The following is a 22,289-nucleotide window of genomic DNA, read 5'->3' on the forward strand; positions in this document are numbered from 1 at the left end:
TCTAATACTATCATAGAAGTTTTTGGATTTAGTTTCAAACAAGATGGTTTCCTTATCTCCTGCGCCGGTTATTCATAATAGAAAAAAGACCAGGCATAGCCTGGTCCCTTTTATATATTAGATCCAGCCCCTGAATCTGCTGGCTTCAGCCATTTTCCTTACTCCGACCATATAAGCAGCAAGCCTCATATCCACACGTCTGCTTTGTGCCGTTTCATAAATATTATTGAAGGATTTCACCAGTATCTTTTCCAGTCTTTCTTCCACTTCTTCTTCTGTCCAGTAGTACCCCTGATTATTCTGTACCCACTCAAAATAGGAAACTGTTACTCCACCAGACGAAGCAAGTACATCCGGAACGAGCAGGATGCCGCGGTCTGTAAGAATCTGCGTAGCTTCTATAGTGGTTGGACCATTAGCCGCTTCAACCACAATGGATGCCCTGATATTATGGGCATTTTCCTCTGTAATCTGGTTTTCAATCGCTGCCGGAACCAGGATATCACAATCAAGTTCGAGCAGTTCCTTATTTGTAATGGTGTTCTTGAACAATTTGGTGACTGTTCCGAAGCTGTCCCGTCGATCAAGGAGATAGTCGATGTCCAGTCCATTCGGATCATGCAGCGCTCCATATGCATCAGAAATACCTATTACTTTCGCGCCGGCATCATGCATGAACTTGGCAAGGAAGCTTCCGGCGTTTCCAAAGCCCTGTACCACAACACGTGCACCGACGATGGAAATGCCTTTTTTCTTGGCAGCTTCATTGATACAGATGGTTACACCCTTTGCAGTCGCAGATTCACGTCCATGAGATCCTCCCAGCACCAACGGCTTCCCTGTAATGAATCCTGGAGAGTTAAATTCATCAATCCTGCTGTACTCATCCATCATCCATGCCATGATTTGTGAATTGGTGAAAACATCCGGAGCAGGTATATCCTTCGTCGGACCGACAATCTGGCTGATGGCCCTTACATAGCCGCGGCTAAGCCTTTCCAGCTCATGGAAGGACATATTCCGCGGATCACAGATGATGCCGCCCTTGCCTCCTCCATATGGGAGGTCAACAATTCCGCATTTCAAGCTCATCCAGATGGACAGTGCTTTAACTTCTCTTTCTGTAACGTTCGGGTGGAAGCGGATACCGCCTTTTGTCGGACCAACTGCGTCATTGTGCTGCGCTCTATAACCAGTAAATATTTTTATAGATCCGTCGTCCATCCTGATAGGGATTTTGACAGTCATCATTCGAATAGGTTCTTTTAATAGTTCATATACTTCTTCAGGATAACCAAGCTTCTCAAGTGCTTTATGAATTACTGTCTGAGTTGATCTAAGCACATCATGCTTATCTTCTTGAGTTGCAGTTTCATTGCTTTTTTCGGCTACCATTTGAATCCTCCTAGAAATTTCAGTAATCGGGCAGGCTCGTTCTATCAGACATAGTATACACCTAAGTAAGCGCTATGCAAAGGATAAAAGATAGAAAAATATAATTTTCGGGAAGTGAATGGAAGCGTTATCATTACCTCTGCAGGGCCTTTTATTTTTGCAGGGTTGATTAACCGCACTGCCCCGTGAGAGATTGATTCTACCCGAAGCCTCCAGTGTTCCTTCTTACTAGTTATATCGGTTAAAAATAGAATATGTTAGACATTTTAGTAAAATAGTTGGATGTTATTCTCAGTTTCAATAGTAGTTAACCTGAGAGTATATTAGGCGAGTTTCTGCTTCATTGGCTATAGTATACGCTTTGATTGGAAAAGCACCGTCCTCTGCTTTTCTTGTAATTGAGTTTAATTAAGGAGTTTCTGCTTCATTGGCTGTAGTATAAGCTTTGATTGGAAAAGCACCGTCCTCCGCTTTTCTTTGATCCAGCTCCGGACTGAGACCTTCGGTCGTAAGTTGATCGCCATCAAAAAGGCAAAACCTGCCTTTTGCTGCCGCTCCTCTTACGCCTGTCAGGTCTCTGCTTTTCCTGTAATTGAGTTTAATTAAGGAGTTTCTGCTTCATTGGCTGTAGTATAAGCTTTGATTGGAAAAGCACCGTCCTCCGCTTTTCTAATAAACAAAAGCAGTTTCCTCCATTTGGAAACTGCTTTTTTTGTATTTCACTCTGCTGTCAGTCTTAGCCTTTAAAGTAGTGTGTGATTGATTCAATGGCCGTGTCTTGAATGATTAGTTTGCCGTACTCACCGATTCGGTGATGAGTCTGTGTGGTCGGGCAGCCATATTCGGAAGCGATTGAAATGACGGTTTCATGGATTGCCTCCGGTACATCTTCTAGAAGTAAGAAATATTTGTTCGAATAATGGTACATGGTGCCTGAAAGAAGCCCTATGTTTTTAAGAAGGCGGCTCAGCCGTATTACATCCTCCAGGTCCTGAAATTCATAGAAGATATGGCATTCATCCGCATGCCTGACATCCAATTCAAATATGGAATCAAATTCATCGATGAGGTCTTCGTCGTCTTCCCTGGTTACAATGACAATAAGCCCTTGTGCTTTAAGAGAAAATATTTCAACTTCAATAGAGCCGATCATATCAAATTCCAGTTCGGAGCAGGCTTCTTCAATCATTGAATAGAATAGTTTGTGAACCTTAAGCGAATTTCCCTTAATATCATCCGTAGTTAATCCGCGGTCCATTAAGTCATCAAAGGTTAAGAAAATTTTTATCTTGTTGCTGGACAGTCGCTCAAGCTTCATGAAAATTGCCTCCTGAAAATTCCACCATCTTCTCTACATCATATGAAGAGGGAAAAATTCAGGTGCATATCCGAACCGAATTACAATCTTTCCAGCTTTTTTCTCAGCCATTGATCCCATTCCGCTTTTTTTTCACCAATGATATGGCTGCCATATAGTTCAGCCTGTTTCGGGGTAAGACTGGTGGAAGCCTTCCCGCCCATTCCAATGTGAATAGCTGGAAACTCTTTTTTGAGCTGGTCGATAAGCTGCAGTGCATTCTTCAAATGATCCTGTAACGTACAAGAGAAAAAAAGCAATCTGGGCTCGATGACCGGCAGGACATCCCGGAGATCTCCTTCCGCCAGGCTTGGACCAAGATATACAACCTGAAATCCTTTTAACCGTAAATGAAGCGTAAAAATCAGAAGGCCGACTTCATGCCACTCACCAGGACAGCAGACCGCACAGGCTTTCGGAAGCAGACTGTTCTGAGGGATGGTATGAATGATGTATCCAATCCTCGACCTCAGGATGGCACTGGCAAAGTGTTCATGCGCTGAATTTATTTCTTTTCTTTCCCAGAGGTCCCCAATTTCAAGCATGACCCCGGCGAGTATCTCCCCGACCGCCTTTTCCAGCGAATACAGACTGAAGATCCGGTCTAGCAGTTCGTGGGACTTCATTTCATTGAATGATAGGAGGGCGGCAGTCAGTTCTGCTGCCAGAACATTTTGCTGTCTGTCTTCTTCTCCAATATCCCTTCCCGTTATCATGGCGAATTGTTTTTCTGGTATAGTTTCCAAAAGGGAAACCGCCTGACTGATCGTGAATCCCTCATGGATCTTGGAAATCAGCCATTTTAGAATCTGTATGTGCTCTTCCGTATACATTCTGTGTCCGGATTCGTTCCTGATGGGCGCGATGAATTGATATCTTCTTTCCCAGGCCCGTAGAGTGCCCGATTTAATGCCCAATAGAGTGGATGCTGCTTTTATATTATATTTAGGCACTTGCCTCTCCACATTCATATCCTCCAAGAAACCATAATAACTGCCGAATATTTACCTTTCTGACCTCAGCGTCAAAAGGTGGGTCTCCGGCTTTGCCCCGAGCCTAAGCGGTACAAGGCTGGTTCCATAACCATTACTCACCAGGTAAATGGTACTTCCCTTTTTCCCGATCCGCCCTTTGCGGTATCTCCCAAATCCCAGTAATCTTATCTGGCCGCCATGCGTATGCCCGCTGAGGACCAGCCTGATGTCCGTCTCAGGTTCTATCTGCCTGAGGACTTCCGGGGTGTGGCTTAACAAAATTTTAAATGAATTTTCACCGGCATCCTGAAGTGCAAGATCCAGCCTGTCCCTCTCGCCGTCCACAAAGTCGATTCCGAGCAGGCTGATCTTATCCCCGTTTTCTGATTCTAACAATGCCGCGGTATTATCAAGAATCTTCACGCCGTACTTTAGAAGTGTCGCGTCAAGCAGATGGTAGTCCATTTCATAGTCATTGTTGCCCCAGACGAAGTAAACTGGCCCAAGCATGCGGAGTTTGTTTATATTTTTTTCAATTCTTGTAAAAGGCACGCCACCCTCTGCAAGGTCGCCCCCAATCACAACTAAATCTGCCTTTCCCTTCACCTGGTTAATGATTCCATCCGAAATTTCTCTTCGGTGAATATCTGATATAAAGAATATATTCAGTTTTCCAAAGCTTTCAGGAAAGCCTTGCAAATCAATGGTCTGTTCCAGTACCTGATCGAGGAAAGCCAATTTCCTCATATATATTAACATTCCTGCAGCCGCTAGGATGATCAGGGCAGCGATAACTAAAAAATATTCATTCATAACTCCTTACCATCCAGTCTGTTTATTTTTCCTTATTTCCGAAAAATCTATTGAAATCATACCATATATAAAAGAAAAACCAAAAAGGGGAACAGCGGCAGCCGTTTCCATAACCAGCAAAATAGCAAGCGACAGCAGAGAAGAATAGCTGAATAGAAGACCTGGAATATCCTTATTTTGGCTTTCCCTGGTGTCAACTGTTAAAGCGACGGCATCCCGGAGCATGGCCGCATGCATTAAGAAAGCCGCAATGAAGGCTATGCCAGCCGCAAAAAATTGCAGGGGCTCGAGTATAATCCCAGAAAGGAATTCTTCAAAGTTAAATGGCTCCGGGATTGAAAACCATGTAATGTATAAATAACCTGAACAAAATCCCATAAACATCCTTATGGCTCTCCAGTACATAATAAAATCCCTCCCATAAAGAAATTTATGAAAGGGACTGAAAAAAATGATTGTATTAATCCTCAGTGACATGCAAGATCCTAAATCCAGAGGATTCCAGCTTATCCATGAATTTTTTGATGTTCGGATTCTTTTCCACCTTCATCACGATCCTTCTTACCAGCTTGTCGGAGTCATCGAAGGTAACTAATGAAATGATATGTTCATGGTACTGGTGGGCGATATCCGTAAGTTTTGCTATTCTTCCTTCTGTCTCCACAGAGGTAAAAGCAATTCTGATTCCCTCCCTGTTCATTCCAAAGGCACTCTGGAACTGTTCCAGCACATCAAACCTTGTTATAATCCCTAAGAATTTATTGCTCTCACTCACAACAGGAAGAATGGGGAAGTCTTTGAGGGCGAGCAGCGTTTTTTCAAAAATTTCATCTCCCTGCACATACCGTTCCCTGTATCTGACGGCTACTTCCGAGACAAGAGTTTCTTTCAGATATTTCTCCTTCAGTTTTGAAGAATTAAAGAAGTCTTCATATAAATCATATCTTGTTATGATTCCTGAATAATTGTCACCGCTGAGCACCGGAAGGGCATCCACCTTCTTATCCTCAAGGATTACCAGCGCATTCTCAAGTGTATCATCAGCCTGTACTGTGTAACAATTGTGTCTTGGAATCATTGTACTTTTTACAAACATCTCGCTCACCTCTACTGAAAAATAGAATCAATTGTTTAAATATTCGACAAATTCCCTGCTTTTCCTCTTAATTTACGAAACTATTTATGCTTATTTATTTTCGTGATATAGGTTTATGTCAAATTCCTTTTTCATCATCTCGAACACCAGATGTCTCTGCTTCCAGGCAGATTCCTCTTTCCAAAGATGCTTGCTCTTGTCGATAATTTCACAGCGAAGGGCGTGAAACTCCTTTTCCGCCTTATCAGTTTTTTTCTTCAGTACGAGCATGTACCCATATAAACCGACTGAAGATGCAAGGTAGAAAAAGTGGAGCGGATCATTAATAAATGCAGAAAACATGGCAAAGAATGAATACGAGTATGGCTTTGCCACAAAGTAATAAATATAAAGAAGGAACATTGAACTGACAGCCATGCAGGCCCATAATGCCAAGAAGTGGTTATGCTTCATCTTTTTAAATTTCGCCTTCCTCTTTACCACAGCCTGAAGCATCTGTTTAGCTGCCTGGTCTGTTTCATTTAGGGTGATAATAGACGGTTCCATACCTTCCTCCCAAACTTTTATTCTTTAAAGGTATTTTATGGGCTTGTATAACCGCCTATTACAGAAAATCATTGTTTCTTCATGGGAATCTTTAAGATCTGCCCTGTCTGTATTTCATTTGTTTTAAGACCGTTCCATTTCTTGATAATCTTGATGCCTTCTTGTGATTGATAATAAGCCATGGCGATGCTGAATACAGTTTCCTTCGGCTTTACCACATGTTCTATTATTTTGTACATATCCGGGTTTGACTGGACGGAACTCTCCCCAGAGCCCGCTGTATTTCCAGGCGGGACCTGTGGTTCATTATTTGAATTTCTTCCTGTCTTCGTCCCGGGCTCCTGATGATCGATTTTAGAGGTGTTTTTTTGGAGTGAGTTTTCCTCCGGCTGAACTTCAGCTTTTTCCTGCCCGTCCGCTCTTTCATCCTCGTATAATTCCACTGTTTCAAAACCACTTGGCCCTGTATCTGCAGGCAGTTCCGCGTCAAAATACTGATAGGCACTATAGATGCCGATTGGCAGCAGGATGAATGCCAGTGATAATAGCCTGAGCAGTGGGAATTTTACCTTTGCTTTCTTTTTCTTTGTTTTTTTCTTTCGATGTTCTGCTCTTGAAGGCAGCTTGCCAGCGGCCGGCTGATCTTGCTCTTTCCTTCTGGCTGCTGTTCTGCTTTCCATGTTCATGCCTCTTTTCCGGGGTGTATCTTTGATGTTGACGGCCTGTACTTTATAGCAAGGCCCAGCAGCAGGTCAATGATGAAATGAATGGTAATCGTCACAGCTAAATTACCAGTCTGATGATAAATAAAGCCAATGACAAAACTTAAAAAAACCATATTGATTAGTAAAAACCAATTGAATAGATAGCGATAATGAACAAGTGCAAAAATAATACTGGCAAGAATCAGCCCGCTATGAGTCTGGATCACTCCCCTGAACAATAATTCCTCACACCATGCAACCACAGCCGGCACTAAAAAGAGAAGCGGCAGCGGGAGGCTTTTGAAGATCCGCTCATTGATTCCTCCGTCTTCATAATAATGCGGCGGTAAAAGTTTCATAAGAGCCAGATCCATAGCCACTATAGCCAGCCCCGCCGGTACGCCTACAATAAAAATCCGGATATCGCGAAAATCGAAAATGGAGGCAAACGAAGCCCAGTCATCAAACAGGATAAAACCCAGAATCAGTGAAAGGATCAGCAGTATCAATTGAGTCAGGAACAAATGGAAAAATAATTCCTTGTCAGTCAAGGTATTTATGATTTCCGCCTGTTTGTTTCTCATTGGGAAGCCCCTTTCTTTGGGACCAGCATTTCTGAAAGCTCTTTTTTCCAATTGAAAACCTGTTTGCGAAATTTTGCAGCTTCCTCCCTGCGGCGGTATGCGGATAAGGAAACTCCACATTTATCACAGCAATAGACAGGCTTAGGCGCTGCTTCCTGCTTAAAATATGCTGCAATTCCCTCCCTGCGGCATCCAGGTCCGTCAAGCCACTTGAGAAACTCACCCAGTTTCTTCAATTTGACGTTCCTCCGGTGTTCTGCAAAGGACAAAATGGACTCCCCCACAGCCTCTAAGCTGTCCGTACCGCCATCCAATTTAATAAATGACTGTATGATCCGGAGCTGCACCTCGCTTAAAGAAAATTGGTTTAAAGACATGCTGGACCCTAACAATTGAAGGGCCTCTTCACGCTGCAGTTTTTTTTCTAAAAGATAATTCATTAATCCTTTTATTTGCATGCCAGATGGAAGCTCATTTTCTATCAGGTTAAGCTGAAGTCCTTCATCTCCGTCCATATACAGCAGGATGGCAGCACTTTCCAGCCCATCTCTTCCCGCCCTTCCTATTTCCTGAAGATAAGATTCCATTTGCATCGGCATTTGAAAATGGATGACATATCTGACATTGTCTTTGTTGATTCCCATACCGAAAGCACTTGTTGCACAGATAATATCCAGCTCATTATTCAGGAATTGCTGCTGGATGAGCACCCGCTGCTCCTGCTCCATACCGCCGTGATAAAAGGCAGTACGGGAATGACCAGCCCGCTGGATTAGTTCTGCGAGCATCTCAGCAGTCTTTTTGCTTGATACATATACAATTCCCGGACCCTGGAGTTTCCCTGCGAGCTCTATCAGCCTGTCATGCTTTTGATTATAGGAAGTAAACTTTTCAACAATCATGGATATATTCGTTCTGTCTACCGATGATATGATTTGTGTAAATACTCCTGCCCCGAGTTTTTGGATGATATCCTCCCGTACCTCTGGGGTTGCAGTCGCGGTAAGCGCGAGGGTCAGAGGATCGCCCAGGCTCGCGCGGACTGCTCCCAGGTTCAAGTAATCGGGCCGGAAATCATATCCCCACTGTGATATGCAATGAGCTTCATCGATGACAAATAGACCAATGTCTATTTCTTTTAGGGCATCCATCAGCCTCCTGCTATTTAACATTTCCGGTGACACAAATATGAACCTGTATTTGGAGATATTGCGTAGAGCCTTTTGTTTTTCTTCAAACGACAAAAAAGAATTGAAAGAAACCACTCTCTTTTCTCCCCTGAATCTGAGCTGCTCCGCCTGATCCTGCATTAAGGACAGCAAGGGTGATACAACAACGGCAGGCTTGTCCATAATATAAGCGGGCAGCTGATAACACAAAGATTTGCCTGTTCCGGTCGGAAGCATGCTGAGCGTGCTGCCTCCTCGAAGAATTTCAGACACTGTTTCTTTCTGTCCCTGCCTGAAAGAGGTATAGCCAAAATGCTTCTCAAGATGTTTTTCCAGATTCATAGGGTTCCTCCAAACCTTGCCAGCACCAGCCTGATCTGAAAATAGCTGGCCCTGCCCGTGAGGCTTTCTTTTATTTCTCTTAATTTACGGCTGCTGCCTTTAGCGGCTGTTTGTATAATCTCATTGGTTAGGGATTCGGGAATATAAGGGGATAAATCAAAATCAGGAATCATGAGTGCCAGCTCGACAATATGGTCTTCTATGGTACTTTCCTTTAGTCTCCGCACCTGGCCGATACTTTTTTTATCCATCCCCTGAAGGAGATATTGGTAGGTTGCAAGCGTCGATTGTGTAATCTGTGCACTGCGGCCGGCTGGCCCGTCAATTAAGCGGTTAAGTACAGGATACGCTTCCCTGCCTGCTTGTAAGGATCCGGCCAGCAAATGGAGAACTTCTAAAAATAAATAATAGGCACGACTCTCTTCAAGGCCTGTCTGTTCTGAGATCTGTCTAAATGTCAGGCCTGTTTTTCCATGACTGCTGAGCCGCATGACGAAAATGTCGTTCGACCGGCTGTCTGAATGATCCAGAAGTGAGGTCATCTCCAGTAAAACCGCCTCTGCAAGCTCATCCCTGCTAAGTTGGTGGGAGGCAATAAACCCCTTGACCCATGCCTGGACCTTATAATCCTTTTGAATAGGATAAAATCTCTTTTCATGCCTCACGATATAGGAGAGGGTCTGAATCAGAAGAGAAAGCCTTTTCCACACCAGTTCCGCTTTGCTTTGATGTTTCCATCCATTCAAATGATGCGGAATGGGAGATTCTTGTAAATAATTATGACAGACCGTCATTCCCTCTCCAGTAAGTGCATACTTATGGTTTGAGAGGTTTTTTATGTAACCAGCTCTTTCATATTTATCAACAACAGCCGCCAGTTCTTCCCGGCTTAGTGAGGGGAAGGTCCCAAAAAAACGATCCAGGCCGAAAAGATGACTGTCCTGTATGGTTTGTGAAGTTTTTTTTCCAGTAAAAAGATGATAAACAGCGGATATAGATCTTTCGCCATTTAACTTTACCAGACAGAATAAAATGATTGCATCTAAAAAACGGTCCATCTATTTCTCACTCATTCCAGGCACATAAAGTAGTATTTCATATCTAATATTAACAAATACTAAGTACAATCAGGACTTATTTCTACAAAAAAGTCATCAAGTTGTCAAGGGTAGTTTATTCACCCCTTTATCCATAAAAAATTTTTCAGTCATCATTTTTCCGGCAGCCACAAGCGGTGCGCTTCGCATTTGTCCTTGAAAAGTTTAATAAACAGTTTTACAATGTAGCTTAGTAGTTATGTTTTCTTTTATACGGTAAAGGGAAACACAGTACATAATGATTAGTTATGGGAGGGTATTTGATGGCAAAATATACAATTGTTGATAAAGAAACATGTATTGCTTGCGGAGCTTGTGGTGCGGCCGCTCCAGACATTTATGATTATGACGATGAAGGCATCGCCTATGTTACTCTTGACGATAATGAAGGCATCGTAGAAATTCCGGATGTCCTAGAAGACGACATGATGGACGCTTTTGAAGGCTGTCCTACTGATTCCATCAAAGTGGCAGACGAGCCATTTGACGGAAATCCTTTGAAGTTTGAATAAGAACAATCCCGCTGTTATCCAGCGGGATTGTTTTTTATATATTTCTATAAACAGCCTGTTTATTAAGCCATGTATTTAACTTTGCAAACAGAAGCATGAACACTACAGTAATCAGCAGCCCCTTCACTACATTGAAAGGAAGGATGGATGAAACGATCGTTTGCCTCGCGGCTTCGCTGGACATTGACTCAGCACCTAAAAATAGAGTATAAGCTGGAAGAAATACGAAGTAATTCAGAACACTCATCATGATGCTCATAGTGATGGTCCCTGCAATAAGTCCTGCTGCCAGCCCTTTTCTAGAACTCAGCCTTCTATAGACATAATAAGTCGGAAGGACAAACAGGATCCCTGCTGCAAAGTTTGCAGCCTGTCCTACCGGTACACCAGTGGCTGCCCCAGTCATCAGGTAGTCCAGTGTATTCTTAATCAATTCTACAAGCACTCCTGCAAGCGGTCCAAAAATCATCGCTGCAATCAATGCAGGTATGTCGCTGAAATCCACCAAAAGATAGGGCGGAAAACCTGGGAAAGGAAAATTCAAAAGCATCAGGATATAAGCGATGCTGCTGAACATTCCAATCCCCACCATTGTCTTGACTCTTTGCTGCTTACCCAATAAAATCTCTCCTCACTTTTTGTCTACCGCGAAAAAAAGAGGAAAGGTTCTTACTTGAAATGCCATTAAAAAACCCTTCAGTTATTACACTGAAGGGAGAAAGCGGCAAATTCAAATAGACGTTCCATTCATGATGAATTTTGAACGTATCAGAACCTCCATCTTCTCCCATCCAGACTATACTGTCGGCTTTGGAATTGCACCAAATCCTGCCCAATCAAAAAGGCTCGCGGGCTTAGAACTCTTTGGTTCATCACCGCCGGTCGGGATTTTCACCCTGCCCCGAAGATAGACTATTTAATTTTAATTCCCATTTATTATAAGGCAATATTTTCTCGATGTGAAGATATTTGCCTGACTTTTTCAACACCATGGTTCAAAAAAAATTTTGTCCGCCAATTTACCAATCGATCCGCCCTGTTAAGCGCTTACATGAGTTGTCAGATAAATTGACAGGTAAAGTCCCTTTCGTTAGAATAAACAAAAAATTCAATATATTACAGAATGGCAGGTGTTCTCTTTGTTCAAAGTATTAGTTTCGGATGCAATCAAGCCTGAAGGGCTTGCCCCTCTTCTTGAAGCACCCAATATAGAGCTGTATCAGCAGCCTGCCTCAAAATCAACGGACCTTCTCAAAGACATCGACGCTTTGCTCGTAAGAAGCGAAACCAAGGTGACAGAAGAACTTATGGAAGCGATGCCCAAGCTCAAGATTATCGCCCGTGCCGGGGTGGGTGTAGACAATATCGATGTCTCTGCTGCTACTAAACGCGGGATTGTTGTCATCAATGCGCCGGATGGCAATACGATTTCTACGGCGGAACATACTTTTGCCATGATGGCCTCCCTTGCCAGGCATATCCCGCAGGCCCATTCCTCACTAAAATCGGGCCAATGGAAACGCAAGGAATATGTAGGCACGGAGCTTTATGGCAAGGACCTTGGTATTGTCGGAATGGGACGAATTGGCGGAGAGATCGCAAAGCGGGCTAAAGCTTTCGGCATGAATGTCCTGGTGTATGATCCGTTCTTTTCCGTTGAAAGAGCGAGGCAGCTGAACGTCCAGTCGGTTTCCCTTGAAGAGTTAATGCAGAATGCTGACTTCATCACTGTACATACCCCGCTAACAGAAGAAACCCGGGGTCTGATCAATAGAGATACACTCTCGTTGTGTAAAAAAGGAGTATACCTCCTCAATTGTGCCCGCGGCGGGATCATCGATGAGGATGCTCTTTATGAAGCAATCGTAACAGGACAGGCTGCCGGGGCAGCCCTTGATGTATTTGTCGAGGAACCACCTTTCGGCAATAAGCTGCTTGAGCTTGACAAAGTCATTACCACTCCTCACCTTGGAGCCTCCACACGTGAAGCCCAGCTGAATGTTGCAGCACAGGTGGCGGGAGAGGTACTGCAATATTTGAATGGCAGCCCGGTCGCCAACTCTATCAATCTTCCTGCGGTCTCAAAGGAAGTATTCATGAAAATCCAGCCTTACTATCTTCTCGCCCGGCAGATGGGAGCACTTGCGTCACAGCTTACTAAACGTGCAGTGCTGGAGCTGTCCGTCACTTATGCAGGACTGCCGGATGATTTCGAACAAAGCATGCTGACTAAAGCACTGGCGGCCGGCTTTTTCAGGAGAATTGTGGATGTTACAGTCAATGAAGTGAACGCACTTCTGGTTTCCAAGGAACGTGGAGTCACATTAGGCGAAAAAACATCTGACAATACATATGGCTATGCAAATTCAATTACGCTGGAAGTCAGGACTGAAAACCGGAACTTTGAAATCAGGGGTTCTTATATCCAGCAGTACGGGGGCCGGATTTTAAGCCTCAATGGTTTTAATATCGACTTTTTGCCCTCAGGCAACCTTCTTTATATTCAGCATACGGATAAACCTGGTGTAATCGGGAGAGTAGGAAAGATCCTCGGGGACTATGAAGTGAATATCGCCACCATGCAGGTCGGAAGGAAATCTGCCGGCGGAGAAGCCATCATGGTACTTACTTTTGATAAGCCTCTTGACACCAATATCCTGAATGAACTTCAATTAAGTGAAGATATTTCATTTTTGCATAATATAGTGCTATAAAAACAGTTAAGGCTGCCGGGACATCCGGCAGCCTTCTTTTTCATTCCTTTTACTGGATTCTTTTCCGCTTATCTCTTCCCTTTACCAAGCGGCACCAATTGCCTTTTCCCTTTAGAAAATGTCATTAAATCTTGATAACCGGAACTGATGGCAAGTGCTTCTGCCTGATCAAAGTCCGCTCCTACATGTTCTGGAAAATGGGCATCTGAGGAAAATACAATCGGTATCCCTTTTTCAAAGCACATATCAAGCAAACGCTTGTCCGGATACAGCTCACCAACAGGTTTTCTTAATCCGGCTGTACTGATTTCCACACAGGTTTTCGAATTTTTCAAGGCATCAGTTGCCCGGTCAAACTGTTCCAGCAAAAACTCTTCATCCTTGGGGACGTAATTAAAAATCTTGACGAGGTCCATATGGCCGATGATATCGAATAAATCGCTTTCCGCCAGTGTGACAACCTGATCAAAATAGGCACGATATATCTCATATATGTCTCTTTTGTCCCATTCGTGCATATACTCCTTTAAATCGATTCCGAAATCACCAATCCAATGGATAGAGCCAATTATGTAATCAAAGTCAAAGGATTGGATGAAAGCCTGCATTTCTTTATGCCTGCCTGGTGTGTAATCCATTTCAATAGACATTTTAACATCAATATCTGCCTCCCAGGCTTGCTTGAATAAAGAAACATAATCTTCCATTTTATAATAACGCCTGGGATTTACCCATTCATTTTGCAGAATGTCTGCCGTTTCATAAAAATGATAGGCATGTTCAGAAATTCCGAAAAAATCAATTTGTTTCTGCCGGGCGCTGTCAGTAAATTTCTTAAGATATTCCAGCGTCAAGGTCCCTGTTTCTAAATGGTTATGATAATCAGTCAGCATACTAGCCCCCCTATATTCCTTTAATTATACAAGGGGACAGGGAAATTACCAGGACTCCGGCTCAAAAATTTATAATTTTTCGACAATAATTACCCTCACCGCGGCAGCGTAAGAACTTGTCCAATCAGAATCTTATCAGCCCGCATATTATTTATCCCCTTTAGTTCATCCACACTGGTCCCGGCCATTACGGCAACGGACCATAAAGTATCTCCCTTTTTTACCCTGTATATCTTTTGCGGACTGTTATTGCTGTCTTCCTTTTGGACAGCCACCGCCGCATGAACGGGAGTTTGTGCATCGTTTAGCGCGATTAATGGATCTATGGCATTTTCCTTGCTGAACGTCCAATTCGCCTCATGTATTTCAAAATGGAGATGCACACCGGTTGAATGGCCTGTCGTCCCCATCAGGCCGACAGCCTGTCCGCCTTTAACGGAGTCCCCAGGCTTCACCAGTATGGTGTTTAAATGGGCATACACGGTTTCGTACTGCCCATCATGCCGGATGAATACCACATTTCCATAGGAAGGCGAGAAGTAAGCCCTGCTTACTTCTCCCGCTTTGGATGCTATAACTTTTGTATTTATCGGAGCTGCTATATCTATTCCTTTATGAGCTCCCCCTCTGGTTCCAAAATGGTCGGTAATGACCCCTTCAGCCGGCCAGATAAAACCCTCCGGCAGCTTTTCGGCCGCCTGCATCCGATTGCCCCCTATAAATAATAAGGAAATGCACAAGGCAATGAGCAGAGCAATCAAAAGTCTTCTTCCATAGTCGAGCATAACTTCCTCCTTAAAAATGCATATCTCTAATTCCTATGACGTCCTATGATCATCCATTACTCCAGATCATGGAAATATTTTCATACACATTTGTTTAGGATAGCCGGCATGGCATGAAATATTCACAAAACAGGAAAAAACCTGACCGGGAAGTCCCTGTCAGGTTATGTTTTTAATGGATTAAATTTGGAGCCGCCGGCACCGGCACTTCTTCATCCAGATTATACGGACCAACCTTAGAAATTCGCGGGGACTTGAAGATAACCCCCGAAAAACCGTATTCTTTTGCTGTTAGAAGGATTGCTTCAATGGCGCGCAGGTTTTCCTCATCTTCTTTTAAGGATGTTTCACTTGTAAATGTAAGCTCCAGCTTATCGCCCTTTTCAACAGCCGACTCGATGCTGATTCCGGCTGGTATGGAAGGGGCAACTGATCCCTGTGGCTCGGCAGCCTTCATTTCCTTCAGCGCATCCTGAATGTTATCAATCTCTGTATTTCCCGGCACCAGAAGCATCGGCTTACTCTCATCCGCCTGATAAATAAAGGTTGGCCTCTTGGAATGAGGCAATATGTCCTCCTCAGTCTTGTAGCCTGTTTCAGGCAGTTCTACCCCGGGACTGCCTCCGGTAGAAAATAAAATTTTTGAATAGCCCTGATATTTAAATGTTTCTTCAAGCGCTCTTAATAAAGCCGGCTCATATAAATTGCTAAAATTTGTATCAGCCGGAAAATCGACATTCACCGTTCTTTCCTCGGATCCCGGGGTCATTTTAAGATCTAATGGGTAATAATCCTGTAAACCAAGGCTGGCTTCATCCAAGCTGTTCATCTTCTCAAGGAGCAGCTGGAATAGCTGATGCCTGTCCGCACCATCTTCCGCTTCAAAGGTCAGGGGGATTACATAATTGACGTTATTGTCAGGTACGCCAATGGTAATGAAAGACTTTTCCTCCGATGCTTCTGTGCTTAACAAGGTACCGGTCAGCGCAGAGGCTGCGTGCAGCGGCGGGCTGCTTTCATCCTCCTCCTCTATGGGTTCCCCTTCTTCAGTTTTAGGGACTGTTTCCGCCCCATCTTCTGTTTTCTTTTCGGAGGTTTCGCTGATATCCTCTTTACGTTCTGGAACAGGAGGCTCTGCAGGCTCGGCGCTTTTTTCTGCTATCTCAGGGGCAGCCGGAGAGTCAGGGCTCCCTGTGCTTTTTGAACTGTTTGACAGATCTTGATGAATAGCGGCGCTGTCTTTAGATTTTTGTTCTGTATGGAGATAAGAAGAGGCAAGTATTGAGAATAGAAGAACAGCGGCAGCACCGGCTGCAGCCGGAATCCAGCGCTTTTCCCGTTTTCTTCTCCGATTTGAGCGCAGTTCGATGTTCTGGAGAATCTCCGCTTTGCTTCTTTCATCTTTTACAGCCGGAAATTTCCTTAATGCCTCTTCAATCTGCTGTTCGCTGAGATCATATCTTTTCAATTCTCACCCCTCCTTTCTCAGGTTCTTCGCTGATAATTTTCTTCAGATTCTTCAGTGCCCTGTGCTGGGTAGTTTTGACTTTGCTCTCCGTCCAGCCCAGGACGGCTGCAGTCTCAGATATAGTTAATTCCTGTATGTACCGCAAGACAATGACCGTTTTTTGGTCGACCGTACATCTGTCAAGACTTTCATATACCAGTCTGAACTCCTCCTGCTCCAGTATAAATTCCTCGGGCAGCGGCTGTTCATCCTGAATTTCATTCCTGCCCCAGTCAAAATTCTCGAGCAGTCTCTGCTTCCAGCTTTTGTGTTTTCTGAAATGATCAATGGCTGTGTTCCTCGCAATGGAGTAAAGCCAGGTCCGCTCACTGCTTTTTCCCTGGAAACTCTCAAATGATTTATATACTCTGATGTATACTTCCTGTACAAGATCCTCAGCAGTTTCCCGATTATTTACCATATAAAATAAAAATTGAAATAAATCCTGATGGTAATTATCATAGATCCTTTGGAAAACGGAGTCCACTTTACCCCACCTCCGTTACATTATTAGTCGGAACTGACTTTTAAAAAGTTACAATATAAATATAGTATTATTCTGGGTAAATTGGAAGAATTATCGAATAAAGAAAAGCTGTGTTTCTAAAAACGGAAAAAGCCAAGCCTCTAGCTAATGGGCGGATTCTGGCCCTGCATCAAGGAAGGCTGACTGGATCGCTTGCTTTTTTTGTAGGCCAGCGGCGTCATTTTCATGTTTTCTTTAAATATTTCTATAAAATGACTGGTGCTGTTGAAACCAGCCTGAAACGCAGCCTCTGTCACAGTAGTCCCTGGCTGCTGCAGGAAGAGCAGGCTTTTTCTAATCCGATATTCTGATACATAATTTAAAGGCGTTTTCTTTAATATCCGTTTAAAATAACGGCAGCATTCAGACCGGCTGAGCTGCCCGGCTCTAGCAATGTCTTCCAGCATGATTTTTTCTGGATAATGAACTTGGATCCACTGGATCATTTTTTTCAAACGTTCATTGCCCTGCATTCCTTCCTTCTCGTCGACTGTTTGAAATCCATGGGTAACCATAGTCCTCCAAAGCAGCGCTAATTGTATGGAAATATCCATTTCATAGTTCGGAGCCTTGCTCTTCAATGTCTTAGTAATCTCCCTGATTAAATTCAATATTTCCTTTGCCCAGGCATCTCCGGGATTCAATAATAGAAAGGGCAGACTGGCATTATGGATATAGGGACTCATATACTCTGTATACAGCTCAGGCAGCAAAATAAACTGAGGTGATACATTCAAACAGATGTACACACATTCAGAAAGAGCTTTTTCCTCCGCCATGTGAAGGCAGCCGCTGTTGATAAACAAACCTTCCCCTGTCTGGAGGTCTATTCTTTGGTCGTTAACCTGGAAGATGGCCCCCCCCTTTCAAAATCAGGACGAATTGAAGCTCCTCATGCCAGTGAAGCGGAATATATCCATGATCATTGTCTCTTATCTTCGTTTCATAACAGGCTATGGGCAGCACAACTGTACGATGCTCGGTAAGCTCCTTCAATTGGGGATCTACTACAAAATTTTTAATCTGCATGTACCCACCTCAATATTGTTATACTTTTATACTCAATTCAGATATAAATAGTTAAATTCCTGCCTTATGATTACAATATCATTATATTTTTATATAGGTGGGATTAAAATGCGTGCGAAGAGACAAAAGGGCCTGATTCTTGTAGTACTCGGTGCCGTCTTCTGGGGAATTGGAGGAACACTCACAAAAAAGCTATTCATGGATTCTGCTGTCACTATAAACTGGCTTGTTGCTATACGGCTGCTCATCGCCGGTTTCCTGCTTCTGGCAGTCCAATTTTTCACCAAAGACCGCTCACAAATTTGGGTAGTCTGGAAATCTAAAAAGAATGCTGCCCAGCTGATCATATTTGGGATAATCGGTATGCTGGGAGTCCAGTATACTTACATGGCCTCCATCAATCACGGAAATGCAGCTGTTGCAACCCTCCTTCAGTATCTGGCTCCACTCTTCATCATCGGGTACCTTCTGCTGAGCAGGCAATCCAGTCCTTCCTGGACTGACTGTATCAGTGTCTGCCTTGGACTTGCCGGTTCCTTTTTCTTACTGACAAACGGCTCTTTCACTCAGTTGTCAGTCCCTCCTCCTGCCGTTTTCTGGGGCATATTATCAGGTTTGGCCCTTGCTTTTTACACCTTATATGCCGCTGCATTGCTAAAACAGTACGATTCCCTCGTAATCGTCGGATGGGCCATGATGATCGGCGGCATATCCCTAAGCTTTGTACATCCGCCCTGGCTGATGAACTTCAAAAGCTTGACGGCTGAAAATTATATTTATCTTTTATTTGTCGTGATTTTCGGCACAATGATTGCCTTTTGGTTTTATATTGAAAGTTTACAAACTTTATTCCCGAAAGAAACAAGTCTTTTAGGCAGCGTTGAACCGCTCGCAGCAGTCGCGACTACCGTTTTCTGGCTGAAGGAGCCTTTTGGCAGCTATCAATGGCTTGGCACTCTGTGCATTATCGGAGTTGTGCTGTTACTTGCCATTGGGAAAAAACCGGATCCGGCTGAAAAGCAGGCTGTCATGCAGGGCGGCAAGCTGGAGGGGTAAATTGGGGGTACATAGGTTAGGGCAGGTTATACCTTCGGTATAGACGAAAGGCCATGGGATATCGCTTCCCATGGCCTTTCCGTCTAATATGCTTGTCAGGTGTCTGCTTTTCTAAGTTGTATTTAGCTCTGGATTAAATGGCATTACATTATGCTCTTTTTAATCCCTTCTTTGAAAAGCACCGTTCTGCGCTTTTGGATGTCATCCAGCTCCGAACTGACACCTTTGGTCATAAGCTGATCGCCGGGTAAAGGCAAGACCGGCCTTTTCCCGCCGCTCTTCTTATGCCTGTCAGGTGTCTGCTTTTCTGCGCAGTTTATTTCTTCGATTAAACAGCATCACATTCTACTCTTTATAAAACATTCTTTGAAAAGCACCGGTCTGCGCTTTTGGGGTCATCCAGCTCCGAACTGACACCTTTGGTCATAAGCTGATCGCCGGGTAAAGGCAAGACCGGCCTTTTCCCGCCGCTCTTCTTATGCCTGTCAGGTGTCTGCTTTTCTGCGCAGTTTATTTCTTCTGATTAAACAGCATTACATTCTGCTTTTAATCTGTTTTTTTGAAAAGCACCGTTCTCCGCTTTTGGGGTTGTTCCATAGGAAACAAGATTAATCGTGTTTTTTAATGGTTTTCTTTCATTTTTTGCGGGATGTTGATGGTGAATGTTGTTCCTTTGTCGAGCTGGCTCTGGGCGGTTATGCTGCCATCGTGTGCGGTGATGATGTTTTGGGCGATGGCAAGCCCCAGTCCTGTACCTGAGCGTCCTCTTGTCCTGGCTTTGTCGGCTTTATAGAAGCGCTCAAATACGAAAGGCAGGTCTTCTTTTGGGATGCCGGATCCTGAATCCTGTACTTTAATAATCAGGCCGAGCTGTTCGTCTTCTGCCTGGAGTATGTTGACATTCCCGCCTTCAGGGGTGTGCCGGATGGCATTGTCAATCAGGTTGGTCAGCACTTGTTCAATTTTATCCGGGTCAAAGTAATATTCGTTATCCGGTTCGTTTATGTCCATAGATACGGATATGTTTTTTTCCTTGGCAAGTCCTTGGAATTTATAGACTACCCTCTTCAGATATGGAGCTATCTCTATGTCTTCCTTCCGCAGGGACATGTGCCCGGATTCCATCCTTGCCAGGTCCAGCAGATCATTGACAAGTCGTCCCATCCTGAGGGATTCTTCGTAAATAATCTGTGCCATTTCTTTTTTGTCTTCTTCAGAACCAATGTCATCGATGATGGCTTCGCTGTACCCCTGCAGCATGGCTATGGGTGTTCTCAGCTCGTGTGAAACATTGGCGATAAAGTCTTTGCGCAGCTTGTCCAATCTTCTTTCTTCTGTCATATCCCTCAAGACAGCGACCGCTCCCCTGATTGATTTGTTATTATACAAGGGACTGACCACAAGCACCCAGCTATGGCGCTGAACCGAGATTTCGCCAACCTGTTCCGCTTCAAGTTCCACGGATTGTTCAAAAAGCTTCATAAGCACTGAAGGGACTCCTTCATGATTTTCCTGATTGAAGCCCTTTTCATTATACCAGTACTGCAGGAAGCGCTCGGCAGGCGGGTTGGTGATCAGGATGGTGCCGTCCCTGTTAAAGGTGATGACGCCATCCGCCATGCTGCTTAGTATGCTCGCGAGACTTTCTTTTTCCTGGCTTAGTGCGTTCAGATTAAATTTAAGTTGTTTGCCCATCTGGTTAAAGGCTGTTGCCAGCTCGCCGATTTCATCGTGGGATAAAATCGGCACCTTGGTATCGAACTTGCCCCGTGCCACTTCAAAGGCAGCTTCTCTCATTTTACGAAGGGGAGCCGTGATCCTTGTAGAAAGGAAGAAGGCGAAAATGGTGGTCAGTACAGCCGCTATTCCAGCAGCAAGCCAGATGAATTTAGTGGTCGAATGAACGGTTGCCTCCATGGCTTCTAAGGATTGATACAAAAATACAGCTCCTTTTTCACCATTGATATTGACCGGGACACCCACGATAATGACAGTAGAGGACTCCTTTTCCGAGCCCAGGAAAAATTCCATCTGGCGGCTGATCCGTTTCTCCTTTTCAATCACGTCTGAAAGATCAGGATTGGTTTTTATATTTTCAATCATTCCTACTGGGTCGCTGACATTTTCTGATGCAAAATTATGCGTCCTGTCTTCAATGACGATTACCTTTGTTGCTTTGCCAACAAGCTCTGAGGAAATCTCAAGGGCCGTATCGATATCCTTATGCTGATGGAGGATGGTGACGATACGGCCGGCCGTGGCGGAAAGCTGGCCTTCAATCTCATCCTTATGATAATTCTGGAAGAACTCCAACAGCAGGACGGTAAGAATGACCAATACAAATGAAACCAGCAGCAGGATGGTTGCCCATAGCTTCCCTACTACACTTCTCCAGAGTATCATTCATTAACTACCTCAAACTTATAGCCTACCCCCCAGACGGTCACTATCATTTTAGCTGCATTCTCTGATACTTTGTTCAGCTTTTCGCGCAGCCTTTTCACATGAGTGTCCACTGTCCGGAGGTCCCCGAAAAATTCATAATGCCAGACTTCCTTCAGGAGCTGCTCCCGGTCAAACACCTTATCCGGGGATTTGGCCAGGAAATACAGAAGTTCATACTCCTTAGGTGTAAGTGTCACTTCAGTACTGTCGGCCATCACCCGGTGTGCATCATTATCGATGGTCAGATGCGGAAATACAATGATGTCCTTTGTAGAAGTTTCTGTTTGGATGAAGCTTGTACTCGAAGATCTCCTGAGGAGGGCCTTTACCCGCAATACCACCTCTCTGGGACTGAACGGCTTGACTATGTAATCATCGGTACCAGCCTCAAACCCCTGTACCCGGTTCATTTCTTCACCCTTGGCAGTCAGCATGATGATGGGAGTGGATTTCTTTTCGCGCAATTCACGGCATACTTCCACTCCGTCCTTGCCGGGCATCATGATATCGAGCAGAATCAGATCATAGTCATTCTCAAGTGCCTTTTCCAGTGCCCGATTCCCGTTCTCAGCTTCCTCAATCACATACCCTTCCCTTTCCAGGTACATTTTTAACAAGCGCCTTATTCTTTCCTCATCATCCACCACGAGGATTTTATAATCTTTTTCCATGTACGAACGCCCCCTGCAAGTTTATTAATACTATGTAAAAGTGAAATTAAAAACTAAAATGGACTCTTCCATTA

General features: G+C 44.1%; 21 protein-coding genes, 1 pseudogene and 1 riboswitch. Of the genes and pseudogenes, 3 read left to right on the plus strand and 19 right to left on the minus strand.

The genetic code is table 11. The features are described from left to right. Positions 1–117: 117 nt before the first annotated feature. The 11 genes from V1501_RS13875 to V1501_RS13925 form a co-directional block, all read right to left on the minus strand. On the minus strand, positions 118–1,395 hold the full coding sequence (locus V1501_RS13875) for a Glu/Leu/Phe/Val family dehydrogenase (protein ID WP_409289003.1): 1,278 nt from the start codon (positions 1,393–1,395) through the stop codon (positions 118–120). Between the two features lie 736 nt (positions 1,396–2,131). Beyond that, positions 2,132–2,713 carry a genetic competence negative regulator gene (locus V1501_RS13880; protein WP_409289005.1) on the minus strand — a complete coding sequence of 194 codons (582 nt, stop codon included), beginning with the start codon at positions 2,711–2,713 and terminating at the stop codon, positions 2,132–2,134. Positions 2,714–2,793: 80 nt separating this feature from the next. After that, positions 2,794–3,717, minus strand: a complete 924-nt coding sequence (locus V1501_RS13885; protein WP_409289007.1) for a MerR family transcriptional regulator — start codon at positions 3,715–3,717, stop codon at positions 2,794–2,796. Between the two features lie 39 nt (positions 3,718–3,756). Continuing rightward, the gene (locus tag V1501_RS13890; protein WP_409289009.1) at positions 3,757–4,539 is read right to left on the minus strand and encodes a metallophosphoesterase; all 783 of its coding nucleotides are present in this window, start codon (positions 4,537–4,539) and stop codon (positions 3,757–3,759) included. 6 nt (positions 4,540–4,545) lie between these two features. Next, positions 4,546–4,944 carry a hypothetical protein gene (locus V1501_RS13895; RefSeq protein ID WP_409289011.1) on the minus strand — a complete coding sequence of 133 codons (399 nt, stop codon included), beginning with the start codon at positions 4,942–4,944 and terminating at the stop codon, positions 4,546–4,548. 55 nt (positions 4,945–4,999) lie between these two features. Beyond that, positions 5,000–5,635, minus strand: a complete 636-nt coding sequence (locus V1501_RS13900; RefSeq protein WP_409289013.1) for a CBS domain-containing protein — start codon at positions 5,633–5,635, stop codon at positions 5,000–5,002. Positions 5,636–5,725: 90 nt separating this feature from the next. Then, positions 5,726–6,181 carry a YpbF family protein gene (locus tag V1501_RS13905; protein ID WP_409289015.1) on the minus strand — a complete coding sequence of 152 codons (456 nt, stop codon included), beginning with the start codon at positions 6,179–6,181 and terminating at the stop codon, positions 5,726–5,728. Between the two features lie 68 nt (positions 6,182–6,249). Beyond that, positions 6,250–6,861 carry a LysM peptidoglycan-binding domain-containing protein gene (locus tag V1501_RS13910; protein ID WP_409289016.1) on the minus strand — a complete coding sequence of 204 codons (612 nt, stop codon included), beginning with the start codon at positions 6,859–6,861 and terminating at the stop codon, positions 6,250–6,252. 2 nt (positions 6,862–6,863) lie between these two features. Next, complete coding sequence (locus V1501_RS13915; protein WP_409289018.1) at positions 6,864–7,469, minus strand: lysostaphin resistance A-like protein; 606 nt, start codon at positions 7,467–7,469, stop codon at positions 6,864–6,866. After that, entirely contained in the window at positions 7,466–8,980 is a 1,515-nt protein-coding gene (locus tag V1501_RS13920; protein ID WP_409289020.1) for a RecQ family ATP-dependent DNA helicase, read from the minus strand. Before V1501_RS13920 ends, V1501_RS13915 begins: the two co-directional genes overlap by 4 nt. After that, the gene (locus tag V1501_RS13925) at positions 8,977–10,038 is read right to left on the minus strand and encodes a helix-turn-helix domain-containing protein (protein WP_409289022.1); all 1,062 of its coding nucleotides are present in this window, start codon (positions 10,036–10,038) and stop codon (positions 8,977–8,979) included. Before V1501_RS13925 ends, V1501_RS13920 begins: the two co-directional genes overlap by 4 nt. Before the next feature lie 302 nt (positions 10,039–10,340). On the opposite strand from V1501_RS13925, the gene V1501_RS13930 reads away from it, so the two are divergent. Further along, positions 10,341–10,589, plus strand: a complete 249-nt coding sequence (locus V1501_RS13930; RefSeq protein WP_409289024.1) for a ferredoxin — start codon at positions 10,341–10,343, stop codon at positions 10,587–10,589. Between the two features lie 34 nt (positions 10,590–10,623). On the opposite strand, the gene V1501_RS13935 is transcribed toward V1501_RS13930, so the two are convergent. Next, complete coding sequence (locus V1501_RS13935; protein WP_409293368.1) at positions 10,624–11,181, minus strand: ECF transporter S component; 558 nt, start codon at positions 11,179–11,181, stop codon at positions 10,624–10,626. Positions 11,182–11,364: 183 nt separating this feature from the next. Continuing rightward, a riboswitch (FMN riboswitch) is annotated at positions 11,365–11,502 on the minus strand. A gap of 226 nt (positions 11,503–11,728) precedes the next feature. Between V1501_RS13935 and serA the strand changes: the two genes are divergently transcribed. Beyond that, positions 11,729–13,303, plus strand: coding sequence for a phosphoglycerate dehydrogenase (gene serA, locus V1501_RS13940; RefSeq protein ID WP_409289026.1), 1,575 nt, complete (start codon positions 11,729–11,731; stop codon positions 13,301–13,303). 68 nt (positions 13,304–13,371) lie between these two features. Here the strand turns inward: serA and V1501_RS13945 are convergent, their stop codons facing one another. The 5 genes and pseudogenes from V1501_RS13945 to V1501_RS13965 form a co-directional block, all read right to left on the minus strand. Then, positions 13,372–14,196 (minus strand): histidinol-phosphatase, encoded by an 825-nt coding sequence (locus tag V1501_RS13945; RefSeq protein ID WP_409289028.1) that lies wholly within the window; start codon positions 14,194–14,196, stop codon positions 13,372–13,374. Between the two features lie 95 nt (positions 14,197–14,291). Continuing rightward, positions 14,292–14,981 carry a peptidoglycan DD-metalloendopeptidase family protein gene (locus V1501_RS13950; protein ID WP_409289029.1) on the minus strand — a complete coding sequence of 230 codons (690 nt, stop codon included), beginning with the start codon at positions 14,979–14,981 and terminating at the stop codon, positions 14,292–14,294. Positions 14,982–15,153: 172 nt separating this feature from the next. Continuing rightward, positions 15,154–16,449 carry a GerMN domain-containing protein gene (locus V1501_RS13955; protein ID WP_409289031.1) on the minus strand — a complete coding sequence of 432 codons (1,296 nt, stop codon included), beginning with the start codon at positions 16,447–16,449 and terminating at the stop codon, positions 15,154–15,156. Beyond that, a complete protein-coding gene (sigX, locus tag V1501_RS13960; RefSeq protein ID WP_409289032.1) occupies positions 16,436–16,975 on the minus strand; it encodes an RNA polymerase sigma factor SigX in 540 nt (179 codons plus the stop codon). Before sigX ends, V1501_RS13955 begins: the two co-directional genes overlap by 14 nt. Positions 16,976–17,115: 140 nt before the next feature. Beyond that, positions 17,116–18,037, minus strand: a pseudogene (locus V1501_RS13965) (AraC family transcriptional regulator). 114 nt (positions 18,038–18,151) lie between these two features. Between V1501_RS13965 and V1501_RS13970 the strand changes: the two are divergent. Continuing rightward, the gene (locus V1501_RS13970) at positions 18,152–19,099 is read left to right on the plus strand and encodes a DMT family transporter (RefSeq protein ID WP_409289034.1); all 948 of its coding nucleotides are present in this window, start codon (positions 18,152–18,154) and stop codon (positions 19,097–19,099) included. Positions 19,100–19,720: 621 nt separating this feature from the next. Here the strand turns inward: V1501_RS13970 and V1501_RS13975 are convergent. Both V1501_RS13975 and V1501_RS13980 read right to left on the minus strand, forming a co-directional pair. Next, a complete protein-coding gene (locus V1501_RS13975) occupies positions 19,721–21,502 on the minus strand; it encodes an ATP-binding protein (protein ID WP_409289036.1) in 1,782 nt (593 codons plus the stop codon). Then, the gene (locus V1501_RS13980) at positions 21,499–22,215 is read right to left on the minus strand and encodes a response regulator transcription factor (RefSeq protein ID WP_409289038.1); all 717 of its coding nucleotides are present in this window, start codon (positions 22,213–22,215) and stop codon (positions 21,499–21,501) included. The genes V1501_RS13975 and V1501_RS13980 overlap by 4 nt, the downstream gene beginning before the upstream one ends. Between the last annotated feature and the right edge of the window lie 74 nt (positions 22,216–22,289).

The sequence above is a fragment of the Paraperibacillus esterisolvens genome, from assembly GCF_046237625.1.
Classification (GTDB): Bacteria; Bacillota; Bacilli; order Bacillales; family DSM-1321; genus Paraperibacillus; species Paraperibacillus esterisolvens.

Bases quoted from the DNA above. Each gene is read 5' to 3' on its own strand.
- V1501_RS13905 (WP_409289015.1), bottom strand. From the start codon at position 6,181: ATGGAACCGTCTATTATCACCCTAAATGAAACAGACCAGGCAGCTAAA.
- V1501_RS13975 (WP_409289036.1), bottom strand. From the start codon at position 21,502: ATGATACTCTGGAGAAGTGTAGTAGGGAAGCTATGGGCAACCATCCTG.
- V1501_RS13980 (WP_409289038.1), bottom strand. From the start codon at position 22,215: ATGGAAAAAGATTATAAAATCCTCGTGGTGGATGATGAGGAAAGAATA.
- V1501_RS13950 (WP_409289029.1), bottom strand. From the start codon at position 14,981: ATGCTCGACTATGGAAGAAGACTTTTGATTGCTCTGCTCATTGCCTTG.
- V1501_RS13895 (WP_409289011.1), bottom strand. From the start codon at position 4,944: ATGTACTGGAGAGCCATAAGGATGTTTATGGGATTTTGTTCAGGTTAT.
- V1501_RS13970 (WP_409289034.1), top strand. From the start codon at position 18,152: ATGCGTGCGAAGAGACAAAAGGGCCTGATTCTTGTAGTACTCGGTGCC.
- V1501_RS13935 (WP_409293368.1), bottom strand. From the start codon at position 11,181: ATGGTGGGGATTGGAATGTTCAGCAGCATCGCTTATATCCTGATGCTT.
- V1501_RS13880 (WP_409289005.1), bottom strand. From the start codon at position 2,713: ATGAAGCTTGAGCGACTGTCCAGCAACAAGATAAAAATTTTCTTAACC.
- V1501_RS13930 (WP_409289024.1), top strand. From the start codon at position 10,341: ATGGCAAAATATACAATTGTTGATAAAGAAACATGTATTGCTTGCGGA.
- V1501_RS13915 (WP_409289018.1), bottom strand. From the start codon at position 7,469: ATGAGAAACAAACAGGCGGAAATCATAAATACCTTGACTGACAAGGAA.
- V1501_RS13925 (WP_409289022.1), bottom strand. From the start codon at position 10,038: ATGGACCGTTTTTTAGATGCAATCATTTTATTCTGTCTGGTAAAGTTA.
- V1501_RS13875 (WP_409289003.1), bottom strand. From the start codon at position 1,395: ATGGTAGCCGAAAAAAGCAATGAAACTGCAACTCAAGAAGATAAGCAT.
- V1501_RS13890 (WP_409289009.1), bottom strand. From the start codon at position 4,539: ATGAATGAATATTTTTTAGTTATCGCTGCCCTGATCATCCTAGCGGCT.
- V1501_RS13910 (WP_409289016.1), bottom strand. From the start codon at position 6,861: ATGGAAAGCAGAACAGCAGCCAGAAGGAAAGAGCAAGATCAGCCGGCC.
- V1501_RS13900 (WP_409289013.1), bottom strand. From the start codon at position 5,635: ATGTTTGTAAAAAGTACAATGATTCCAAGACACAATTGTTACACAGTA.
- V1501_RS13920 (WP_409289020.1), bottom strand. From the start codon at position 8,980: ATGAATCTGGAAAAACATCTTGAGAAGCATTTTGGCTATACCTCTTTC.
- V1501_RS13945 (WP_409289028.1), bottom strand. From the start codon at position 14,196: ATGCTGACTGATTATCATAACCATTTAGAAACAGGGACCTTGACGCTG.